22 protein-coding genes and 3 pseudogenes are annotated in these 20,842 nt (G+C 74.2%); 19 read left to right on the plus strand and 6 right to left on the minus strand.

The window, feature by feature from the left end; translation table 11 throughout:
- A partial coding sequence (locus V7E46_RS22380) for a winged helix-turn-helix domain-containing protein (protein ID WP_333770091.1) occupies positions 1-512 on the plus strand: 512 nt, incomplete at its 5' end.
- Here the strand turns inward: V7E46_RS22380 and V7E46_RS22385 are convergent.
- Positions 496-960, minus strand: a complete 465-nt coding sequence (locus V7E46_RS22385; RefSeq protein ID WP_329181850.1) for a universal stress protein — start codon at positions 958-960, stop codon at positions 496-498. The genes V7E46_RS22380 and V7E46_RS22385 overlap by 17 nt on opposite strands.
- A 226-nt stretch (positions 961-1,186) precedes the next feature.
- Here V7E46_RS22385 and V7E46_RS22390 point away from each other — a divergent pair, with 226 nt between their 5' ends.
- Positions 1,187-1,744, plus strand: coding sequence for an SRPBCC family protein (locus V7E46_RS22390; RefSeq protein WP_333770092.1), 558 nt, complete (start codon positions 1,187-1,189; stop codon positions 1,742-1,744).
- A gap of 171 nt (positions 1,745-1,915) precedes the next feature.
- A complete protein-coding gene (locus V7E46_RS22395) occupies positions 1,916-2,638 on the plus strand; it encodes a L,D-transpeptidase family protein (RefSeq protein WP_333770093.1) in 723 nt (240 codons plus the stop codon).
- Here V7E46_RS22395 and sigJ read toward each other — a convergent pair.
- A complete protein-coding gene (gene sigJ, locus V7E46_RS22400; protein ID WP_333770094.1) occupies positions 2,632-3,645 on the minus strand; it encodes an RNA polymerase sigma factor SigJ in 1,014 nt (337 codons plus the stop codon). The genes V7E46_RS22395 and sigJ overlap by 7 nt on opposite strands.
- A gap of 340 nt (positions 3,646-3,985) precedes the next feature.
- On the opposite strand from sigJ, the gene V7E46_RS22405 reads away from it, so the two are divergent.
- Together V7E46_RS22405 and V7E46_RS22410 are read left to right on the plus strand one after the other, a co-directional pair.
- Positions 3,986-4,609 (plus strand): hemerythrin domain-containing protein, encoded by a 624-nt coding sequence (locus V7E46_RS22405; protein WP_333770095.1) that lies wholly within the window; start codon positions 3,986-3,988, stop codon positions 4,607-4,609.
- A 40-nt stretch (positions 4,610-4,649) separates the two neighbouring features.
- The gene (locus tag V7E46_RS22410) at positions 4,650-5,288 is read left to right on the plus strand and encodes a DUF6629 family protein (protein WP_333770096.1); all 639 of its coding nucleotides are present in this window, start codon (positions 4,650-4,652) and stop codon (positions 5,286-5,288) included.
- An 88-nt stretch (positions 5,289-5,376) separates the two neighbouring features.
- On the opposite strand, the gene V7E46_RS22415 is transcribed toward V7E46_RS22410, so the two are convergent.
- A complete protein-coding gene (locus V7E46_RS22415) occupies positions 5,377-6,474 on the minus strand; it encodes a baeRF3 domain-containing protein (protein WP_333770097.1) in 1,098 nt (365 codons plus the stop codon).
- Between the two features lie 284 nt (positions 6,475-6,758).
- Here V7E46_RS22415 and V7E46_RS22420 point away from each other — a divergent pair, with 284 nt between their 5' ends.
- From V7E46_RS22420 to V7E46_RS22445, 6 genes and pseudogenes are all read left to right on the plus strand, one after another.
- Positions 6,759-7,790 carry a DUF4129 domain-containing protein gene (locus V7E46_RS22420; RefSeq protein WP_333770099.1) on the plus strand — a complete coding sequence of 344 codons (1,032 nt, stop codon included), beginning with the start codon at positions 6,759-6,761 and terminating at the stop codon, positions 7,788-7,790.
- Entirely contained in the window at positions 7,787-8,386 is a 600-nt protein-coding gene (locus tag V7E46_RS22425) for a hypothetical protein (RefSeq protein ID WP_333770100.1), read from the plus strand. Before V7E46_RS22420 ends, V7E46_RS22425 begins: the two co-directional genes overlap by 4 nt.
- Positions 8,383-9,390: an AAA family ATPase gene (locus V7E46_RS22430; protein ID WP_333770101.1), complete on the plus strand. Its 1,008-nt coding sequence runs from the start codon at positions 8,383-8,385 to the stop codon at positions 9,388-9,390. The genes V7E46_RS22425 and V7E46_RS22430 overlap by 4 nt, the downstream gene beginning before the upstream one ends.
- Complete coding sequence (locus tag V7E46_RS22435; protein ID WP_333770102.1) at positions 9,387-10,715, plus strand: DUF58 domain-containing protein; 1,329 nt, start codon at positions 9,387-9,389, stop codon at positions 10,713-10,715. The genes V7E46_RS22430 and V7E46_RS22435 overlap by 4 nt, the downstream gene beginning before the upstream one ends.
- Positions 10,712-11,242: a hypothetical protein gene (locus V7E46_RS22440; protein ID WP_333770103.1), complete on the plus strand. Its 531-nt coding sequence runs from the start codon at positions 10,712-10,714 to the stop codon at positions 11,240-11,242. The genes V7E46_RS22435 and V7E46_RS22440 overlap by 4 nt, the downstream gene beginning before the upstream one ends.
- A gap of 489 nt (positions 11,243-11,731) precedes the next feature.
- A pseudogene (locus V7E46_RS22445) lies at positions 11,732-12,961 on the plus strand (glycoside hydrolase family 2 protein); the annotation flags it as partial.
- Here the strand turns inward: V7E46_RS22445 and V7E46_RS22450 are convergent.
- Positions 12,944-13,248: pseudogene (locus V7E46_RS22450) on the minus strand (ABC transporter permease subunit); the annotation flags it as partial. The pseudogenes V7E46_RS22445 and V7E46_RS22450 overlap by 18 nt on opposite strands.
- A gap of 218 nt (positions 13,249-13,466) precedes the next feature.
- Between V7E46_RS22450 and V7E46_RS22455 the strand changes: the two are divergent.
- Positions 13,467-14,294, plus strand: a complete 828-nt coding sequence (locus V7E46_RS22455) for a putative protein N(5)-glutamine methyltransferase (protein ID WP_333770104.1) — start codon at positions 13,467-13,469, stop codon at positions 14,292-14,294.
- 52 nt (positions 14,295-14,346) lie between these two features.
- On the opposite strand, the gene V7E46_RS22460 is transcribed toward V7E46_RS22455, so the two are convergent.
- Both V7E46_RS22460 and V7E46_RS22465 read right to left on the minus strand, forming a co-directional pair.
- Complete coding sequence (locus V7E46_RS22460) at positions 14,347-15,417, minus strand: HoxN/HupN/NixA family nickel/cobalt transporter (RefSeq protein ID WP_443054305.1); 1,071 nt, start codon at positions 15,415-15,417, stop codon at positions 14,347-14,349.
- Between the two features lie 157 nt (positions 15,418-15,574).
- On the minus strand, positions 15,575-15,718 hold the full coding sequence (locus V7E46_RS22465) for a hypothetical protein (RefSeq protein ID WP_333770106.1): 144 nt from the start codon (positions 15,716-15,718) through the stop codon (positions 15,575-15,577).
- Positions 15,719-15,743: 25 nt separating this feature from the next.
- Between V7E46_RS22465 and V7E46_RS22470 the strand changes: the two are divergent.
- The 7 genes and pseudogenes from V7E46_RS22470 to V7E46_RS22500 form a co-directional block, all read left to right on the plus strand.
- Positions 15,744-15,971 (plus strand): annotated as a pseudogene (locus tag V7E46_RS22470) (hypothetical protein); the annotation flags it as partial.
- A 181-nt stretch (positions 15,972-16,152) separates the two neighbouring features.
- Positions 16,153-16,368, plus strand: coding sequence for a CbtB domain-containing protein (locus tag V7E46_RS22475; RefSeq protein ID WP_329181885.1), 216 nt, complete (start codon positions 16,153-16,155; stop codon positions 16,366-16,368).
- 35 nt (positions 16,369-16,403) lie between these two features.
- Entirely contained in the window at positions 16,404-17,264 is an 861-nt protein-coding gene (locus V7E46_RS22480; protein WP_333770107.1) for a CbtA family protein, read from the plus strand.
- Positions 17,261-18,010: a (2Fe-2S)-binding protein gene (locus V7E46_RS22485; RefSeq protein ID WP_333770108.1), complete on the plus strand. Its 750-nt coding sequence runs from the start codon at positions 17,261-17,263 to the stop codon at positions 18,008-18,010. Before V7E46_RS22480 ends, V7E46_RS22485 begins: the two co-directional genes overlap by 4 nt.
- Before the next feature lie 471 nt (positions 18,011-18,481).
- The gene (locus tag V7E46_RS22490; protein ID WP_333770109.1) at positions 18,482-19,165 is read left to right on the plus strand and encodes a Tat pathway signal sequence domain protein; all 684 of its coding nucleotides are present in this window, start codon (positions 18,482-18,484) and stop codon (positions 19,163-19,165) included.
- A 263-nt stretch (positions 19,166-19,428) separates the two neighbouring features.
- The gene (gene cobF / locus V7E46_RS22495) at positions 19,429-20,217 is read left to right on the plus strand and encodes a precorrin-6A synthase (deacetylating) (protein WP_333770110.1); all 789 of its coding nucleotides are present in this window, start codon (positions 19,429-19,431) and stop codon (positions 20,215-20,217) included.
- Positions 20,218-20,270: 53 nt separating this feature from the next.
- Positions 20,271-20,842, plus strand: a 572-nt coding sequence (locus V7E46_RS22500; protein WP_333770111.1) for a cobalt-precorrin-6A reductase, incomplete at its 3' end; no start/stop codon positions are given.

The raw sequence follows: 20,842 nt of genomic DNA on the forward strand, positions 1-20,842 counted from the left end.
CGGTACGCCCCGACGAAGTGCCGCCCGCCCCCGACTTCCTGCCGCCCGGCGCCACCTGGCTGCCCGCGCCCGGGCACGTCCTGCCCGCGGTCGCTGGCGGCGCCCCGATGGTCGGCTACCTGGTGCTGGTGCCCGCGGAGCCGGGCGCCGCCGTCCCGCCGCCCGTCGCCGACACCCCGCTCGCCCCCGCGCACGGGGTGCGGATCGACGAGGACCGCCGCACCGCCGCGGTGGACGACCGCCAGCTCGACCTGACGTACCTGGAGTTCGAGCTGCTGGCGCACCTGGTGGCCCACCCGCACCGCGTGCACTCCCGCGACCAGCTGGTCACCACCGTGTGGGGGTACGGCCACGTGGGCGACGGCCGGACGGTCGACGTGCACATCGCCCGGCTGCGCCGCAAGCTCGGCGCGGAGCACCGCGCCAGCATCGTGACCGTGCGCCGGGTCGGCTACAAGTACGCCCCGGCGCAGGTCGACCGCTCGCAGCCGGGAACTACGGCACGACGGTGACGGGCCACTTGCCCGCCTTCACCAGACGGACGGCCACCGAGCCCACCAGCCGGTGGCCTGCCCGCTCCGAGGCGCCGACCACGACCGCGTCCGCGGTGAGCTGGTCGGCTGCCGCGGCGAGCCCGCCGTAGGGGTCGCCGCGGAAGGTGTGGAATTCCCACCGCACCTGGAAAGTACCGCGCAGCCGCTCCACCGACGCGCGGATCTCGGCGACCAGCTGCTCGGCGATCCCGGTGTCCACCTCGGAGACCGGGACGCCGAGTGCCGCGCCGCCCGGCAGGTACGGCTGCACATACACCAGGGCGAGCAGCGCGTTCTGCCGGCGCGCGAGCCCCGCGGCATAGGCGGCGGCGCGCCAGGACGAATCGGATCCGTCGATTCCGGCGACGATCACCTTCGGCCCGTCGGTGCCGCGTTCGAAACGCGGGGGGGATTTCTGCTCGTCCACCCGGTCAGGCTATCGGCCTGCGGCCTGCGGTTTCATCCCCGAGCACGCAGCGTTCTCACCCCAATGGGCGTATTGCCACGACATGCGCACCTTTGCGGGGCACGCTTTCCAGGAGGAGTGAAACCGGCGGCGTCCATCCGCCCGGCGCGCGCACCACGGTTCAGGTCCGCGCCCGCGCATCGACTCGCCGCCCACGCCGCTACCGGGGAGGTTTGTGATGCCGAGCGTGTCCACGAGCGTGTTCGTGTCCAGGCCGGACACCGAGGTCTTCGACTTTCTCGCCGACGCCCGCAATCTCGCCCTGTGGAGTTCCGGGGTGACCTCCGTGGACGCGGCCGCCGTGCTTCCCGGCCGTGACGCCGCGTACCGCTACCGCTACCCGGGCAGGCGCCGGCCGCACGAGCTGGTGACCGCCGACTTCGAGCCGTGCCGCCGCATAGTCTTCCGCGGGCAGCGCATGTGGAGCCCGCTGGGCACGCAGGTGCCGGTCTACGGCTTCGACCTGATCCCGCACGGCGACGGCACGATGGTCCGGCTGTCCGTGACCAGCTGCCTGAGCGCCGCGCTGCTGCTGCTCGCCCCGGTCGTCGCGATGGCCTGGCGGCGCGACCTGCCCACCGACGCCGGCAAGTTCTGCGACCTGCTCGGCGGCCCGGTCGCCGCCGCGCCGCCGCAGGGTCCGCCGGTGCCCGCCTCGGGCCCGTCCGGCGGCGACCCCGGCACGCAGGGCGCCCCGCCGCGGCGCGGCTCACCCGCGCCGGGTGGATTCGACTACGCTCATTGAGTGTTAAACTAACCTTGTGACGCGGTGCCCCCGTGCCCGTCATGCGTGACTGCCCCGGCCAGGTCCCCCCGTCCCGGCCGGGGCTCCGCCATGTCCGGCGGCGTTCTGCGCGGCGCCCCCACCCGTGGCAGGCTGACGGTGACCCTCTGTCATCGCCCGCAGGAGCCGACGTTGCGCAGAACCCTCCCCGCCGCCCTCGCCGTCAGCGCCGCCCTCGTCCTGGCCACCACGGCGGGCAGCGCGTCGGCCGGCACCCCGGCGCAAGCGGAACCAACGCCGCGGTCCCTCAAGGACGGCGGCGGCGGCAGCCAGCTGCTCCTCGCCACCGCGCCCGCCGCGGGTGCCACCTCCGGCACCCTCACCTGGTGGGAGCGCGGCGCGGGCGGCTGGCGCGCGGCCGGTAACGCCCCGGCCAGGTTCGGCGGCCACGGCCTGGCCGAGGGCGCCACCCGCACCCAGGGCACCGGCACCACCCCCACCGGCCTGTACGCCCTCCCGTTCGCCTTCGGCAGCAGCGCCGCGCCCGCCGGCGGCACACTGCCCTACCGCACGGTGACCCCGGCCTCCTGGTGGTGTGAGGACACCGGCTCCGCCTCGTACAACCGCTGGACCGACCCGCTGCCCGCGGACTGCCGGCCGGGCGAGGCGGAACACCTGGCCGACTACCCGGTGCAGTACGCGCACGCCGTCCTCATCGGCTTCAACTACACCGCGCCGGTCAAGGGCCGCGGCGCCGGCATCTTCCTGCACGTCAACGGCAGTGGTGCCACCGCCGGTTGCGTCTCTGTGCCCGCCGACGCGCTGGACCGGCTGCTCGGCTGGCTGCGCCCCGCCGCCCGCCCGCACATCGCCATCGGCACCACCGGCGGCGCCCTGGCCGTGACCCGCTACTGAGCCGCCGGAGCGCCGCCCGCCGCCCCGGAGCCCTGCGGGGCGACGCCTGACAGCTTGTCCGGGTTGGTGACCAGGTAGATGTCGGTGACCCTGTCACTCTCCGCGTCCAGGTCCACCACCATGAAGGCGGTGGGGGAGCCGTCGGTGAAGACCACCACCGACGGATCGCCGTTGACCTGCTGGCAGCGCAGGTCGACCGAGTCCGGCAGCCTGCCGGTCGCGTAGCCGGTGATCAGCTTCGCCACCTTCTCCTGGCCGGACACCGGCCGCACCGTGGCGTCCGCCTTCCCGCCGCCGTCGGCCCACAGCGTCACATCGGGGGCGAGCAGGCTCATCAGCCCCGCCAGGTCGCCGCCCAGTGCGGCGGCGATGAACCGCTCGGTCACCTGCCGCTGCAACCGCCGGTCGGCCTGGTAGCGCGGCCTGCGCGCCTGCACGTGCTCACGCGCCCGGTGCGCGAGCTGCCGTATCGCCGCGGGGCGGCGCTCCAGGATCACGGCGATCTCGGTGTGCGCGTAGCCGAAGACCTCGTGCAGGACGAACACCGCCCGCTCCAGCGGTGTCAGCGTCTCCAGCACCACCAGCATCGCCATCGACACCGACTCGTGGCGCAGCGCGGATTCCGCGGCGTCCGCCGAGCGCGCCGCCTGCGGGGAGTCCGACGCCTCCGGCGTCCCGGTGGCCAGGGGTTCGGGCAGCCAGGGGCCGACGTACGCCTCGCGGCGGCGGCTGATGCTCGCCCGCCGCGCGAGCGCCTGGTTGACCGCGATCCTGACCAGGTACGCGCGCGGGTTGTCGATGCCCCAGAGGCCCCCGCCGTCCCCGCCGTCTGTCCGGCCGGTGCGGCGGGACCAGGCCAGCCAGGTCTCCTGGAGGACGTCCTCGGTGTCCGAGACGCTGGCGAGCATGTTGTAGACCACCGAGAACAGCAGCTCCCGGTGGCTGGCGAACACCGCGGTCGCGCGGTCGACCACCGCCGCCGGACGGCGGACCGGAACGTCGGACACGATTGGGCCTCCTATGGTGCGTTTCCCCGTCGGCCCTATGAGGGCATAGGGATCAGCAGGCGTGACACCGCCCGGCCGGAATGTGATGTGCGTCTCGCCGGTGGGGGGAATCATGCCTGCTGAGACGGTTTTGTCCGACTGTTCCCGCGATCCGGTGCGGCACCCGCTGTCACATCCGGGCACGGCCGGACGCTCACTGCTGCGTGGGGCGTGCGCGACGGCCCGGCGGCCGCCCGGCGACGGGTGTGGGAGGGGAGCCGCCGGACCGTCGCAGCGCCCGCCGCCGCCCCGCCCGGGGCGGACGCAGACCATTGACGTGCCGAAGGAGAAGTAGTCCGCAGTGGCCGACACACAGCAGGGCATCGATTTCACCATCATGTACTCCACCCACCGCGCCTTCCAGCGCGACCTGCGGCGGCTGGCCGCCGCGGTGCAGGCGGGGAGGGCCGGCTCGCCGCGGGTCCTGGCCGGCTGGCAGAACTTCAGCCACCAGCTCCACAACCACCACTCCGTCGAGGACACCGACCTGTGGCCGAAGGTCGAGGCGAAGATCCAGGGCCGGCCCGCCGACCAGAGGCTGATGGAGGCCATGGAGGCCGAGCACGCGGATCTCGGCCCGCGGATCGACGCGGTCGACGCCGCGCTCAGGTCCGGCGCCGACAATCTCGCGACCAGGGTCCAGGACCTCCACGAGCTGGTGGACCACCACTTCACCCACGAGGAGAACAGCGCGCTGCCGCTGATCCAGGACGTGCTGACCCCGGCCGAATGGAAGAAGTTCGGCCTCGCCAATGCCAAGAACCTCGGTATCAAGGGCGTCGCCGTCTACATCCCCTGGGTCGTCGACGGGGTCTCCCCCGGCGACAAGCGCGACTTCCTGGCCGCTTTCCCGCCGCCCGTGAAGGTGGCGAACACGCTGCTGTGGGAACGTGCGTACAACAAGAAGGGCCTCTGGAAGGCCTGAGGGACAGCCGGCCGCGGCCGGCCCGACGCGAGGTGACGGCATGTGCTGGTCCGCCACGGCAGATCTTGCGGCCGGGTCCGTCATCTGCGCGCTGGGCGCGGCATGCGTCGCGCGGACCCGGCGGGTCCATGACCTGCCGCTGGCCGCGCTGCCGCTGCTGCTCGGCGCGCACCAGCTGATCGAGGCCGCCGTCTGGCACGGAGGTGGCGGTACGGGCGCCGCCACCACGGCCTGGGCGGTCATCGCGCTGCCGCTGCTCGCCGCCTGGGTGCCGCTGGCGGTGCTGTCCGCCACCCCCGCGGGGGCCCGGGGCCGGCTCGCCGCCCCGGCCGCCGCCGGCGTCGCGACGGCGGTGATCCTCGCGGTGTGCCTGGCGGACCGCGCCCCGTCCGCCGACATCCGCGGCCACACGGTCGGCTACGCGGTCCACGTACCGCACGCGTCCTGGCTGATCGCCGGCTACCTCTTCGCCACGGTGGGCGCGCTGCTGCTCGCGCCCGAAACCACGCTGCGCCTCCTCGGCGCTGTCACCGCCGTCGGCGCCGCCGTCTGCGCCACGCTGTGGCGGCTCGAATTCGTCTCGACCTGGTGCGCGGTCGCCGCCGCGGCCTCCCTGGTCCTCCTGGCCCGCACACCCCCCGCGGGCGGCGCCCGGCCCCTTCCCCCGGCGACCGGCTGAGCACGAGGGTGCCCTCCGCGGCGCGGGACACCGCCCCGACGGCCCGCAGGCCACCCCGCAGAGGCGCAGGCCACCCTTGCAGGGGCCGTCAGTAGCGCAGGACGGCCGCCACGTGACCGACGTCGGCCAGCTCGCCGTCCGGCACGAAGCGGACCCGCGCGCCCGTGTCGAGCGCCTGCTCGGCGATCTCGTCCACGATGTCGTCGCGCGCGCCCCGGTCGCCGGACGCGGCAGGCACCAGGTGGTCGCCGTCGTCGCGCACCGTCGTGCGGTAACCGTCCTCGATCGCGACCAGCGCCACCCGCGCCTCCGCGACCGACTGCCACACCTCGTCCACACCGCCCGCGAAGGCCTTGCGGCTGCGGGCCCGGTCCAGCTCCGACAGCACTCCGGCGACCTCCTCCTCGGCCCGCCGCCCCGCCGCGGCGGCGAGCGCCTCGCGCAGCGCCTCCGCCGGGCCCTCGGCGAGACCGCCCTGGACGATCTGCCCCGCGGCGTCCCGCACCAGCCGGCCCGCCTCGTCCAGCGCTGCCAGCGCCTCCGCCTCGCCGACCAGGTAGAGCGGCCGCGGGTCGGCCGCCACGACCACCCCCGCGGTCTCGGTCACCTGGCGCAGGAACTGCCGGGTGCGCTCGTCGGTGAAGGTGCTCGGGGTGTCGCCGATACGCTCCTCGCGCTCCGGGTCGAAGTCCTCCGGTGTCCGCCGCACCGGGAACGTCCCGGTGACCTGCTCCGGCATCCGCCCCTTGGCCCCGCTCCACAGCGTCGCCACGTCCGCGGACACCGCCAGCACCCAGAACGGCTGGTCGGCGACATGCGCGGCCACGAGATTGCGGGTCAGGAACGTCTGCGCGAGCAGCACCCGGGCCGGCACGGTCCGCGCCAGCGTCCACACCTGGTGCTCGCCGGGCGCGGCGAAGATCGCCAGACCGTCCTCCGCGTGCACCGGATCCACCTCGCCGAGCGCCTGGTCGAGCTGGCCGATCACGTCGATCCGGTCGGCCCGCGACACCTCGGGGTCGTTGTGCACCGCGTCCTTGGCCTCTTCCAGCAGATTGCGCAGCCGTACGGGATCCTGCGCGTTGTCCGGTTCGCGGCGGTGGGTGGGCAGCAGGACCGAGACGGCCGGATAAGGCCGCGGCCGGCGCAGGTCGGCAAGGATGGCGGGGCTGATCGGCGCATGCATGGCGGTGCCCTTTCGGCGGCGGCATCGTGTGCCGGTGGCGTCCCCCGGAGCGTCCCTCTGTCTCTTCCTGTCTCTTCATGGATAGCTCAATGTGCCGCCCCCCGCAGCTTGTGCGCGGGGGCTCCCGGCCTGCCGCCCCGCCTCACCCGTACGGTCCACGCACGCCGCGTACGCCGTGACCGGCGGCCACCCCCGCGGAAGCGGAACGGGCGCCGCCCCGGGGCCGCCGCTGACAGCGTCCGGCCCGTGTGCGAAGCTGCCGACCGCGACGAGGGGAGGCGGCGGTGGGCGAGCACGAGGCCTCGGCCAGGGCGCGGACCGCCGGCGAGCGGCAGCGGAACGGCGCACCGGGCGCGGGAAGGGGCAGGGCGGGAGCGGCCGGCACGGCGCTCGCCGTCGTCGCGGTCGCCGGCACCGCGCTCGGCGCGATGCTGCTGCGCCCGGAGAGGTCGCTGCTGGCGAAGAGCGGCGGCCCGCTGGACAGCACCCCGGTCGTCATCCTGATCGCCCTGGCGTGCCTGGCCGCGGGACCGATGCTGAGCAGCCGCTACCGCGCCAGGCTCGGCTACGAGCAGAATCTGCCGCCCTTGGAACAGCGGCTCGCCGACGTGGTCAGGGTGACCCTGATCGCCGCCGCGGTGCTGATCCCGATCGTGCTGCTCACCATGCACCGCTTCCCGCCCTCCGGGCCGACCCCGCCGGACGCCAGGCCGAGCGGCGGCACGCCACTGACCCCCACCCACCGCCCGATCCCGGCGCCCAAGGCGTACAAGCCCACGGGCGGCCCGCAGTTCAGCCTGCCGCACATCGTGGAGCTGCTCGGCGTCGCCGTCCTGGTGATCGTGCTGCTTGTCGCCGGCTACCGGCTGTGGCGCCAGCTGCGGCCCGCCCCCGCGACGCCGCTCGGCTACCGGCCCGCGACCGAGCAGGACCTGCTGGCCGAAGCGGTCGACTCGGGGCGCCGCGCCCTCTTCCACGGCACCGACGCGCGCGCCGCCGTCATCGCCTGCTACGCCGCGATGGAGACGTCGCTGGCCGACTCCGGCGTCGCCCGCCGCGTCTCCGACAGCCCCCAGGACCTGCTGGAGCGCGCCGCCGGCAGCGGCCTGCTGACCGGCCCGCACGCCGGCGCCCTGACCGCGCTCTTCCGCGAGGCCCGCTACTCGACCCACCCCATGGACGGCGCCCACCGCGACCGGGCCGCCGCCGCGCTCGACGCCATCGCCGCGCAGCTCATCGAGCACGCCGACGCGGACGGCACCCGTCCTGACGGCGGCGCGCCGGGACCGCAACCGACCGCGGGAGTCCACCGGTGAACGAACCCCCCGAGCCGGGCTCACCCGGCTCCGTACGCCACTCGCTGCTCGTCCTGTACGCGGTCGGCGCCGCCGCGGTCGTGCTGCCCGGCCTCGCGGAAGGCCTGCCGGGCGCGGCCACCGGCCTCGCCGTCTGCGTCGCCGCGGGCCTCGGCATCGCCCGCTACGCCGGCGGCGCGGGCGCCCGGGACAGCGGCTTCCGCCGCTCGGTCCGGCTGCTCGGCAGCCGCGCGCCCGCGCTCGGCGAATGGCAGCGCATTGTCGACAAGTCGATCGGCGACCGCAGCGACGTGCACTTCAACGCCACGCTCCGCCCGCAGTTGCAGCGCCTGTTCGCCGCCCGGCTCGCCGAACGGCACGGCATCGAGCTGTACCGCAGCCCCGAGCGGGCCAGGGCCCTGATCGGCGCCGACCTGTGGCCGTGGATCGACCCCGAACACCGCCCCGCGCACCGGCCCGACCACCCCGAGCAGGTGCTCCGCGCGCTGCTCGACCGGCTGGAGGCGCTGGGGGCACCCGCGGGCGGAGCCGCGCGGACGGACCCGCGACCGGCCACCGCCCGTACCCCGACCAGGCAAGGTGAGGACCCGCAGTGACCAGCCAAGACCGCATATCCGAGCACAAGGCCCTGACCCCGCGGCAGGCCGGCGAGCGGGCCGCGGACGTCCTGGCCGAGATCCGTACCGCCGTCGTCGGCAAGCCACGGCCGCTGGACATGGTCATGCTCGGCATCCTGGCCGGCGGCCACGTGCTGATCGAGGACCTGCCCGGGCTCGGCAAGACCCTGCTGGCCCGGTCCTTCGCCACCGCGCTCGGCCTGGACTTCCGGCGTATCCAGTTCACCCCCGACCTGCTGCCCTCCGACGTCACCGGCGCGCCCTTCTACGACCAGCGCACCGCCGACATGGTCTTCCGGCCGGGACCGGTCTTCACCCACCTCCTGCTCGCCGACGAGATCAACCGCACCCCGCCCAAGACACAGGCCTCACTGCTCGAAGCGATGGCCGAGTCGCAGGTGTCCATCGACGGCAGCACCCGCCCGCTGCCCGACCCCTTCGCGGTCATCGCCACCGCGAACCCGATCGAGTACGAGGGCACCTACTCGCTGCCCGAGGCCCAGCTCGACCGCTTCCTGCTCCGGGTGCGGATGGGCTACCTCACGGCGGCCGAGGAGACCGGGATGCTGCGCGCCCGGATCGTGCGGGCCGCGCCCGAGGCGGTGCTGCGCACCCTCAGCAATCCCCGGGAGGTGCTCGCGATGCGCGCCGCTGTGGAAGAGGTCGAGGTCGAGGAGGACCTGCTCGACTACGTCGTCGCGCTGGTCGGCGCCACCCGAGGCCACCAGCACATCCAGGTCGGCGCCTCGCCGCGCGGCGGCCTCGCCCTGGTCCAGCTCGCCCGCGCCCGCGCCGTACTCGACCTGCGGGATTACGCCACCCCCGAGGACGTCAAGGACGTCGCCGTCGCCGCGCTCGCCCACCGCGTCACCCTCAAGCCGGAACTGTGGGTCCGGCAGATCGAGGCCGACGACGTCATCGCCGGGATCGTGCAGTCCGTCCCCGCCCCGCGGACCCTGCCCAGCAGCCCCGTCGCCTCATGACGGAGCGACCGGCCGCCCTGGACCGGGCACTCGGCGGCGTCACCGCCGCGCCCACCGAGCCGCCGCCCGCACCGCAGCCGGGCTGGCGGGCCGGCGACCGCACCCTGCGCTACGGCACGGTCGCCGCGGTCGCGGTGGCCGCCGCCCTGATCACCGGCCACGCCTGGCTGCTGGCCGCCGCCGCGGCCCCGCTCGCGCTGCTCGCCCTGGCCCTGCCGGCCGGCGGCCGGCCGCGGCACGTCGTTCCCACCGCCGACGTCGAGCCCCGGCGCTGCTTCGAGGGCGAGCGGATCACCGCCGTCATCACCCTCGCCCACGACGGCACCGACGGGCGCCTCGACCCGGGCGTCGCCCCCGGCCCCGGCGTCGTGCTCGACGACCTCGACGTCGCCGCCCGGCGGATCAGGCTGACCTTCACCGCGGAGCGCTGGGGCCGCTGGACGCTCGGCACGGTCGACATCGACCTCTACGACACCGGCGGCGCCGCCCGCCGCACGGTCCGCGTCGACCTCGGCGAGGTCGCGGTCTTCCCTGTCCCCGCCAGGACCGGCGTCACCCCGATCCCGGTACGGCTGCCGCAGCGGCTCGGCGAGCACACCTCCGCCCAGCGCGGCGAGGGCGTCGAGGTCACCGGCGTCCACCCGTACGTACGCGGCGACCGGCAGCGGCGGATCCACTGGCCCGCGACCACCCGCCGCGGCGAAATCCAGCTGCACCAGTTCGCCGCGGAAAGGGCCGTCGACACCGTCGTCCTGCTCGATGTGCTCGCCGATGTCCGCGACCCGGCCACCGGCGCGTCCTCGCTCGACGAGACCTTCCGCGCCGCCGCCGGACTCGTCCGCGCCTACCTGCGCACCCACGACCGGATCGGCGTGGTCTCGGTCGGCGGCACGACCCGCTGGCTGCAACCCGGCAGCGGCCAGAGCTACTTCTACCGGATCGTGGAGAGCGTCCTCGACGTCCGCAAGGATCTCGGCTACCGCACCGCGGGCCTGCGACGGCTGCCGCCGCCCGCCCTGCCGGAGAGCGCGCTGGTCTACGTCTTCACGCCGCTCACCGACCAGCGCATCCTCGACGTCCTCGACCAGGTCAGGTCGCGGGCCAACCCCCTGGTGGTGGTGGAGATCCCGACCGGCGACCCGGCGGTCGATCCGGGTGACAGCACCGCGGAACTCGCCCTGCGGCTGTGGCGGGCCGACCGTGAGGCGATGCGCTTCGCGCTGACCGAACGCGGCATCGCCGTCGTCACCCACCAGCCGGGCGAGACCCTCGACCTCGCCCTCGCGCCGCTGCTGCGCACCCGGATCCACGGAGGACGCCGATGAGCCGCTCAGCGCCCGACCTGCACCGGGTGACCGCCCGGACCCTCGGCGTCGCCCTGGCCGTCGCCGCGTGCAACCCGCAGCGCACCTTCGACGGTACGGTCATCGGCTGGGTGTTCGTGCTGGCCGCCGCCGGCGCCGCGTGGTGGGCCGCGCCGATGGTCGACGCGCGCCCGGTACTCAGCTCGTGGCGGTGGACCGCGACGGCGGCGCACCGGCGCAACACGCTGCTGCCCGCGGGCGCGGTGGTCCTGGCCGCGATGACCGCTCCCGCGGTGTGGCTGGCGGCCTGCGTGACCGGGCTGCTGGTCGCCTACCTGCTGATCACCGACGGCTGGACGATGGGGGCGACGGCGCCGCCCGGCACCGACCGGGCCACCCCGGCGGTTGCCGCTGCCGCGGCGGCAGCGGTCGTCTTCGCCGCGGCCAGCGCGCCGGTCGCGGACACGCCCTGGTCCCGGCTTCCGGCGGCGCTCGCCCTCGCGGCCACGGTCACGTGCGTGGCCCTGGCCCTCCGCCGCGCCCGCTGACGCGGGACCCGGCTTGAACGGTTGGCCTCCCGCCCGGGCCTCTGCCGGTGGTGCCTCTTGCGGTGCCCGCTTGCCCGCGGACCGCCGTGGCTTGTCGCGCAGTTCCCCGCGCCCCTTCCGCGTATGCCACGTCCTGCGGCGTTCACGGTGCCGCTGCACTGTGGCTGGGCGCGCCGTTCCCCGCGCGCCTACGGGGCACGTTTCCCCCGCCGCAGAGGGCAAGCCTCAGGGGCGCGGGGAACGGCGCGACCGCCCCGCCGGTGGGAGGGCCGGGCGCGGGTCAGGGCCGCGATCGGGGCGGCGGCCCTGGAGACACAAGCTGTATCGGTTCAGTAAATAGGTCACCCTCCTTGCCAACCACCCGGTTTCCATCAGCACTTGCTGTGCTTTACCGTTTAATGGCCGGTCCGCCCCGGGCCAGGGAACCGCCGACGCCGCAGGCACCACGCATGACGCGCAAGGCAAGATGGCACGAGGCAAGGAGTGGCGATGAAGGACGTCACGCCGCTGGTCGACGGCTGGAAGCTCCGCCTGCCGGGCGACGGCAAGGGCACCGCCACCGGGAAGGCCAGCGCCACCGTACCCGGCTGCGTGCACACCGACCTGATCGCCGCGGGCCTGCTCGCCGACCCCTTCCAGGACCGGAACGAGACCGAGGCCGCCTGGGTCGGCCGCGCCGACTGGACGTACGAGACGGAGCTGCCCGCGTCCGCCACCACCCACGAGCGCAGCGACCTCGTCCTCGACGGGCTCGACACCGTCGCCGCGATCACGCTCGGCGGCCGGCTGCTCGGCGCCACCCGCAACATGCACCGCGGCTACCGCTTCGGCGTCACCGCCGACCGGTCGGCCACCGGCGCGACGCCGCTGGCCGTGGCCTTCACCTCGGCCTACACCGAAGCGGAAAGGGTCAGGGTGCTGGCCGGCGACCGGCCCATCTCCTATCCCGAGCCCTTCCAGTACATCCGCAAGATGGCCTGCTCCTTCGGCTGGGACTGGGGGCCGACCCTGGTCACCGCCGGCATCTGGAAGCCGGTGCGGCTCGAACACTGGTCGACCGCCCGGCTGGCCCGGGTCACCCCGCTGGTCACCGCCACCGGCGGGGCCGGCGGCACGGGCCGGGTCGAGGCCCGCGTCGAGCTGGAGCGCACCGCGGCGGGCGCGGACCGGCCGCTGACCGTACGGCTGCGGGTGGGGGAGACCGTCACCGAGACCGCGGTGCCGGCCGGCACCGACCGGTTCACCGCGGTCGCCGAGATCGAGGCGCCCGACCTGTGGTGGCCGCACGGCTACGGCGAACAGCCGCTCTACGACTGCGAGGTCACCCTCGCCGACGCCGGCGGCCCCGCGGCCTATCTGGACCGGTGGCAGCGCCGTATCGGATTCCGCACCGTCACCCTGGACACCTCGCCCGACGAGCACGGCACCGCCTTCACCCTGGCCGTCAACGGCACCCCGGTCTTCGCCCGCGGCGTCAACTGGATCCCCGACGACGTGCTGCCCACCAGGATCGACGCCGCCCGCTACCGACGCCGGCTGCGCCAGGCCGTGGACGCGGGCGCGGGCGCGGACCTGATCCGGGTGTGGGGCGGCGGGATCTACGAGAGCGACGACTTCTACGACGCCTGCGACGAACTCGGCCTGCTGGTCTGGCAGGACTTCCTGTTCGCGTGCGCCGCCTACCCCGAGGAGCAGCCGCTGCGCGTTGGCCCCGTCGAGCCTGGCCGCCTCGTCCAGCGACACCGGAATGCCCCGGATGAACTGCAGGAAGATGTAGATCGACACGATGTCGGTGCCCATGTACAGCACGATCGGCGCCCAGCGGTGTCGAACATCCCGAAGCTGTTCACGATCTTGAAGGTCGCGACCTGGGTCGTCACGCTCGGCACCAGCGAGCCGATCAGGAACAGCGCGGTCACCAGCCGGCGCAGCCGGAAGTGGAAGCGGTCGATGGCGTACGCCGCCATCGACCCGATCAGCACCGTCCCGGCGATCGAGAAGACCAGGTAGCGCTGATGCTTAACCGTTACACAACATTCAGTGCCCGGAGCCGCCGCGCGGTGGGGTAGGTTGGGCGCCGTACCGCAGCACACCGCGACAAGCCGAGGAGGTGGGACCGATTACCGCCAGTACGTACCGGGCGCTCCCACCGCACACCCCCGCGAGGCCCACGGCCTGCTAGTCGGGACCTGGGGAGCGCCTGCCGGCTTCCCGAGAGGCTCATATGTCGGACTCCGTCACACCGTTGCCCGAGGCCCTGCCCGAATCCGCCGTCGTCGCCCGGCTCAGGGCGGCCGGCTGCGTCTTCGCCGAGGACGAGGCACGGATCATCCTCGCCACCGCGACCACCGCCGACGAGCTGGCCGCCATGGTCGCCCGGCGGGCCGGCGGGCTGCCGCTGGAACACGTCGTCGGCTGGGCCGAGTTCTGCGGTCTGCGGATCGCCGTGGACCCCGGGGTCTTCGTGCCCCGCCGGCGTACCGAACTCCTGGTGCGCGAGGCCGTGGCCCTCGGCCGCGCCGCCGCGGGCGAGGACGGGCGCGAGATCGTCGTGCTCGACCTGTGCTGCGGCTCCGGCGCGGTGGGTGCGGCACTGGCCGCGGCCCTGGGGCGTACGCGGGTCCACGCCGCCGACCTCGATCCGGCCGCGGTCGCCTGCGCCGCCCGCAACCTCGCCCCGTCCGGCGGGCGGGTCCACCGGGGCGACCTCTTCGCGGCCGTCCCCACCGGGCTGCGCGGCCGGATCGACCTGCTGGCCGCCAACGTGCCGTACGTGCCCTCCTCGGCGGTCGGGCTGCTGCCGCCCGAGGCCCGCGACCACGAGGCGCTCATCGCCCTCGACGGGGGGCACGACGGCCTCGACGTGATGCGCAGGGTCGCGGCCAGTGCCGCGGGCTGGCTCGCGCCGGGCGGTTCGCTGCTGGTGGAGGCCGGCGAGCGGCAGGCGCGGGCCGCGGCCGGCGTCCTGGCCGGCGGCGGCCTGCGGCCGCGTGTCGCGACCGACGACGACCTCGGCGCCACCGTCGTGATCGGCACCCGGCCGCAGCGCTGAGCGGGAGCCGCCCGCGCACGCCGCCCCGGCCCTCACGGGCCGGGGCGGCGGTTCAGTCCTGCTGCTCGGCGGGCCGCAGCCCGGCCGTCCACTTCTCCTCGATGTTGCCGAACTTCCACACCGCCACGGCCACCGCCCAGGTGAGGAAGAACAGCCCGACGATGACGTAGCCGACGATGTTCAGGTCCAGGCCGCCCACCCAGTCCCAGAACGCCCCGTGCAGGTTCGCCTTGTCACTGACCAGGCCGAGGAGTTCGACCGTGCCGATGATCAGCGCGACCGCGACCGACAGGCCGGTGATGGTGAGGTTGTAGTACACCTTGCGGACCGGCTTGGAGAAGGCCCACTCGTAGGCGAAGTTCATGAACGAGCCGTCGATCGTGTCCAGCAGGCACATCCCGGCCGCGAACAGCACCGGCAGGCACAGGATCGCGTACCACGGCAGCCCGGAGGCGGCGCCGGACCCGGCGAGCACCAGCAGCGCGATCTCGGTGGCGGTGTCGAAGCCCAGCCCGAACAGCAGACCCAGCGGGTACATCTGCCACGGCTTGGTGATCGACTTCATCACCCGCCCGAGCAGCCGGTTCATGAATCCGCGGTTGTTCAGGTGCTCCTCGAGCGCCGCCTCGTCGTAGTGGCCGCCGCGCATCTGCCGGAAGACCTTCCAGATCCCGGCCAGGATCAGCAGGTTGATGAACGCGATGACGTAGAGGAAGGTACCGGAGACTGTGGTGCCGACCCAGCCGGTGACGCTGTGCAGCTGCGAGTTGTCGTTCTCGACCGGGTCGGCCAGCGACCTGACGCCGAGCGAGAGCAGGAAGGCCAGCCCGAAGACGATGCTGGAGTGGCCGAGCGAGAACCAGAAGCCCACCGACAACGGCCGCTTGCCCTCGTGCATGAGCTTGCGGGTGGTGTTGTCGATCGCCGCGATGTGGTCGGCGTCGAAGGCGTGCCGCATGCCGAGGGTGTACGCGGTCACCCCGATGCCGATGCCGAAGGACTTGGTGCCCAGGCTGTAGTGCTCGGGTGCGACGATGGCCACCAGCGTGAACCAGCCGATGACGTGCAGTGCCACGATGAACGCGGCCATCCCGCCGAGCCGGGTCCACTCCGCCCGGGTCATCGACCCCGATATCCGTCGCCAGCGGGTCCCGGTGGGTGCCGGGGCCTCGGCGGTGCTGGTCATACGCTGGTCCTCCGTCGGAGCGGCTGGGGAGCGGTTGCCGCAACAGACTACTTGTTGCGAACCACTTGCAATAGCTTCCCCCGCCGGGTCCCGCTCACACCGCCCGGGATCGGCGCGCTGCCGCGGCCCGTACGTGATGGCGGCCGATCGGCAGCACCGGCGGGGCCCCCGACACCTCGTCGGTCACCACGCGGCTGTCGACGCCGAAGATCCCGCGCACCGTCTGCTCGGTGACCACGGCGGCCGGCCGGGTCCTCGACGGCCGCACCGCCCTGGTCGTCGCGCACCGCCTGTCGCAGGCGGCCACCGCCGACCGGGTCGTCGTCATGGCGGACGGCCGCATCGTGGAGGAGGGCACGCACCGCGAACTCGTAGCGGCGGGCGGCCGTTACGCGGAGTTGTGGCAGGCCTGGTCGCAGCACGCGGTGGTGCCGGAGAGCTTGGTCACAGGCGCCGGGAAAGCCGGGCCGATGTCCGTTCGTCCTGATTGACGCATGACAGAACGGACCCCTAGGCTCCACAACGTAGTGATGACGTGGGAAAGCTGGTGGAAATCCAGCACGGTCGCGCCACTGTGATCCCGCCGCCGCACCGGCGATACGGGGAGTCAGAGAGCCGCTCATCACGACGCCCAGGGAACAGGGACGCACGATCCCCCAAGGAGGGCTCACCTTGAGTAGCATTTCCGCACCCCGCCCGGCAGCCACGCCGGTCGTCCTGCCGGTCTCGAAGGCCGTGCTGTGGCTGGTCGGCACCGCGATCCTCGCGCTCGCCGCCTACTACTTCGTCGGCGTCGACCAGGGTGCCGTCTCGGTCTTCGGCAAGGACATGCACATCCACGAGTTCGTCCACGACGCCCGCCACTTCCTCGGTTTCCCCTGCCACTGACACACCACCGGAACCCGAGGTACGGACAACTCGACATGGAAAAGAAGCTCATCCTGCGCGGCGTTCTGGCCGGCGCAGTCGCAGGGCTGCTCGCCTTCCTCTTCGCCCGCGTCTTCGCCGAGCCCCAGATCAGCAAGGCGATCGACTACGAGAGCGGCCGGGACGCCGCTCAGGCCGCCCTCGACAAGGCGGCCGGGCTGCCCGTGGAGGCGGCCGACCCCGACCTCTTCAGCCGCACCATCCAGGCCGACGTGGGCATCGGCGTCGGCATGATCGTGTTCGGCATGGCGATGGGCGCGCTGTTCGCCGTCGCCTACGCCGTCTGCCTCGGCCGGGTCGGCGGGCTGCGCGCCCGCAGCCTGGCCCTGCTGGTCGCGGCCGGCGGTTTCCTCGGCATGTACCTGGTGCCGTTCATGAAATACCCGGCCAACCCGCCCGCCATCGGCCACGAGGACACCATCAGGGCCCGCAGCGGCCTCTATCTGGTGATGGTGGTGTGCTCGGTGGCCTTCCTGGTGGGCGCCGCCTGGCTGTGCAGGCGGCTGCAGGCCAGGTTCGGCAACTGGAACGCCACCCTGCTGGCGGCCGGCGCCTTCGTCGTCGCCATCGGCGTCGTCATGCTGGTCCTGCCGTCGCTGGGCCATCTGGGCTCCAACAAGCAGGCCTTCGGCAACCACGCCACCGAGACGCCGCTGCCGCTCACCGACGACGACGGCCGCATCGTCTACCCGGGCTTCCCCGCCGACGTGCTGTTCTCCTTCCGCTTCTACTCCGTCGCCGCGCAACTGCTGCTGTGGTCGGCGATCGGCCTGGTCTTCGCGCCGCTGGCCGAACGCCTGCTGCGGCCCCGGCCGGACACCGCCCCCGCGCGAGGGACGGCGCCCGTACCGGCATGACGCGCGACGCGTACGGCACGGCCGCGCCGGGCGCGGTGGTCGAGGAGATCGCCGCGCTCGGGCCGTTCTTCGCCGTCTCCCTGCACCCGGCCGCCGCGCCGCCCGCCGCGCCGTGGCAGCCGATGAGCGGGCCGCTGCTCGCCGAGCGGGCCGCCGGCGTCAGGGCGTATCTGGCCGCGTCCGGCGGGCAGCCGCCGGACGCGGTCGAGCCGCGGGTCGCCGCCTCGGTCGCCCATCTCGGCCTGGCCGCGCGGCTGGTGTCGCCCGCACTGGCCGCGGCGGTCCTGTACGGGCGCCCGCTCCACTACGACCTCGACGCGGTGCGCTGGCAGCCCGCGCTGGGCGGCCCCGTCCCGGTCTCGCTGCCGGACGACGCCCTGCGCCCGCCCGTGCCCGCGCCCGACCGGCTCGCCGACGCGGCGGCCGGACACATGCTGGACGGCCCGCTCGCCGAACTGGCCGACCGCCTGGGGACGTTGGGCGTCTCCCCGCACATCCTGCTGGGCAACACCGCCTCCGCGGTCAACGGTGCCGCGACCGCGCTGTCCGCGGCCCGCCCCGAACTCGCCGCCCGCGCCCGCGCCTTCGCCGCCCTGCTGCTCGACCGGCCGCCGCTGAGCGCGCAGAGCGCCCGTACGCCCGCGGGCGCCTTCCGGCGGCGCAGCTGCTGCCTGATCTACCGCGCCGCCCCCGACCGCGGGGGCGCCCTGTGCGGTGACTGCGTCCTGCGCGCCGCGACCGGCTGACCCCGCCTCCTCCGCCTCCGCATTCGTGGCCCGAGCCCCCGGACCGGCGGGCCGGACAGCTCGTTCACCATCTGACGGGCCCCGGCGGCCGACAGCCGCCCGGACGATCTGCCTGCCCGGCCCGGCCGGCGCCCACCGGCCCGCGGGCCACCCCTGGGCGGCTCCCTCGCTGGCTGACTTCCATCGCTTGGCCGGCCGTCGTTCCCGGCGCCGCGCCGCACCGCCGGAAGGCCGGCGCGGGCATGCGCGGGGCGGTGGAAGCAATGCTCGACACCGGTGTGCCGGGCCGTCGTACGCCCGTGCCCCCTCAACCGGTTCATGGCCGGCCGGCAAGGTCCCGCGGCGCCCGCGCGGAGCGCTTTCAGCCAATATAGCCGTACATCTGTCATGGACAGGTAAATAACCTGACACTGTGCATCCGTGCGTAACCGTACGGGCAACCCCCACACACCCAGCGGAGGAATCCGTCCCATGCGAAGAATCAGCTTTCTCGTCGCCGCTCTGACGGCGGCGTTCGCGGCCGCCGTCGCCCCGGCGGTAGCGGCCACCCCCACCGCGGCCGCGCTTCCCGTCCTCAGCCAGACCGTGCCGGGCGGCCCTCCCGTCAACCCGGGCGACCTCCTGACCTCGTCGCTCACCCCGGGCACCACGCTGAACTTCACCACCGCCCCCGGCGGCCCGGTCGGTCTGTTCTGCAAGCAGTCCAGCTGGCGGGGCCAGGTACTGTCCAACCCGCCCGCACCGGGCACCGCGGTGATCAATCTGCTCAACCCGGTCACCGTCGCGGGCTGCTTCGACAACTCGCCGACCGTCACCGGCGTCACGAGCGTCACTGTCGGCAACCTCCCGGCGACCATGACGGTGAGTGACACCTCGGGCTACCCGATCCAGATCCTGCCGTCGACCGGTCCGCTGGTGATCGCCTACACCGTGACGACGACCGGCCCGACCGTCACCTGCGTCTTCCAGGCGGGCGGCCCGGTGAACGGCAACACCGGACCCGGCGGCGCGCCGTGGAAGTTCGTCAACCAGCCGTTCAAGCTGGCCAGCGGGTCCCTGCCGGCCTGCGGCACCTCGCCGACCGCGTTCCTGACCGTCCAGTACAGCCCCGTACTGGACGCGTCAACGGGCGGCGCCACCGTCTACGTGAACTGATCCGATAGCCCGGCGTACCCGCCGGGCCCCTCCCGGGGCGGCCGGAAACACCCGCTCCGGGAGGGGGCGACGTGTGCCGCCTGCCGCCCGGCGGCTGACGCCGACGTCAGGTGCGCGGCGCCGACGCGGCGATTCGCCCGGCGACGCCCATACCGCTGCTCCCCGTCAGCAACAGGGTCGGCCTCACCCGAAAATGACAGGCTGTTCGCAGGAGGTGGGGCGGGGGCACTGAGCCGCACGCACGCTGTGCCACACTCCGGTGGGTGAAACAGATCTACGTCATCGGCATCGGAGCGGGTGACCCCGAGCAGCTCACCCTCCAGGCGGTCCGCGCCCTGGGGCGCGCCGATGTGTTCTTCCTGCTGGACAAGGGGGAGGACAAGGCGGGCCTGGTGCGGTTGCGCGAGGAGATCCTCGAACGGCACGCCGCCCGCCCGCACCGGGTGGTCGTCGCCCGCGACCCGGACCGGGACCGTACGGCCGCAGGCGGGGCGTACGCACCGGCCGTGGACGACTGGCGGCGGCGCCGCGCCGACATCTACCAGCGGCTGATCGCCGAGGAGTTGGCCGACGACGCCTGCGGGGCCTTCCTGGTCTGGGGCGATCCCGCGCTCTACGACAGCACCCTGGCGATCCTGGAGGACGTGCACGCCCGCGGCGGCGTCGCCTTCGACTGGACGGTGGTGCCCGGCATCAGCAGCGTCGCGACGCTGGCCGCCCGGCACCGCACCGGGCTCAACCAGGTGGGACGCCCGGTCCAGATCACCACCGGGCGGCGGCTCGCCGACGAGGGCCTGCCGGACGGCGTGGACGACGTGGTGGTGATGCTCGACGCCCGCCAGGCCTTCGGCGCCCTCGCCGGCCAGGGCCTGCACATCTACTGGGGCGCCTACCTCGGCACCCCCGACGAGATCCTGCTCGCCGGCCCCCTGGACGAGGAACTGGCCGACCGCATCCGCACCGTCCGAGCCGAAGCGCGCACCCGCACGGGCTGGATCATGGACACATACCTGCTGCGCCGAGCCCCGCACGAATCGGCCGCGCCCCGTTGACGCTGCGGGTGCTGATCCTCGGTGGGACCGCAGAAGCCCGCGCGCTGGCGGACATGGTCGCAGGAGACGCGGGTCTGGACGTGACCACGTCCTTCGCGGGGCGTACTCCGGAGCCGCGGCTGCCCGCGGGGCAGGTCAGGACCGGTGGGTTCGGCGGCGTGGAAGGGCTCGCCGGGTGGCTGCGCGGGCAGCGGACCGGCGCCGTGGTCGACGCCACCCACCCCTTCGCCGAGGTGATCAGCCGCAACGCGGCGCAGGCGGCCCGCGCCACCGGCGTACCGCTGGTGGCGCTGCGCAGGCCCGGCTGGAGCGCGGGGGAGGGGGACCGCTGGCACTGGGCGGACACCCTCGCCGGGGCCGCGGCGCTGCTCCCGGCGCTCGGGCGCCGCCCTTTCCTCACCACCGGCCGCCAGGACCTGGCCGCCTTCGCCGGCCTCCCGCTGCGCTTCCTGGTCCGCGCGGTCGCCCCGCCGCTCCCGCCGCTGCCCGCGCACTGCCGTGTGCTGCTCGACCGCGGCCCCTTCACCCTCGATGCGGAACGCGCGCTGCTCCGCGAGCACCGCATCGACGTCCTGGTCACCAAGGACAGCGGCGGCCCCGCCACCGCCCCCAAGCTCACCGCCGC

Origin of the sequence: Streptomyces sp. IBSBF 2435 (genome assembly GCF_036815005.1) — a bacterium.
Taxonomy (GTDB): domain Bacteria; phylum Actinomycetota; class Actinomycetes; order Streptomycetales; family Streptomycetaceae; genus Actinacidiphila.

Bases quoted from the DNA above. Each gene is read 5' to 3' on its own strand.
- V7E46_RS22410 (WP_333770096.1), top strand. From the start codon at position 4,650: ATGTGCTGGTCCGCCACGGCAGATCTTGCGGCCGGGTCCGTCATCTGC.
- V7E46_RS22415 (WP_333770097.1), bottom strand. From the start codon at position 6,474: ATGCATGCGCCGATCAGCCCCGCCATCCTTGCCGACCTGCGCCGGCCG.
- V7E46_RS22435 (WP_333770102.1), top strand. From the start codon at position 9,387: ATGACGGAGCGACCGGCCGCCCTGGACCGGGCACTCGGCGGCGTCACC.
- V7E46_RS22440 (WP_333770103.1), top strand. From the start codon at position 10,712: ATGAGCCGCTCAGCGCCCGACCTGCACCGGGTGACCGCCCGGACCCTC.
- V7E46_RS22455 (WP_333770104.1), top strand. From the start codon at position 13,467: ATGTCGGACTCCGTCACACCGTTGCCCGAGGCCCTGCCCGAATCCGCC.
- V7E46_RS22460 (WP_443054305.1), bottom strand. From the start codon at position 15,417: ATGACCCGGGCGGAGTGGACCCGGCTCGGCGGGATGGCCGCGTTCATC.
- V7E46_RS22480 (WP_333770107.1), top strand. From the start codon at position 16,404: ATGGAAAAGAAGCTCATCCTGCGCGGCGTTCTGGCCGGCGCAGTCGCA.
- V7E46_RS22485 (WP_333770108.1), top strand. From the start codon at position 17,261: ATGACGCGCGACGCGTACGGCACGGCCGCGCCGGGCGCGGTGGTCGAG.
- V7E46_RS22490 (WP_333770109.1), top strand. From the start codon at position 18,482: ATGCGAAGAATCAGCTTTCTCGTCGCCGCTCTGACGGCGGCGTTCGCG.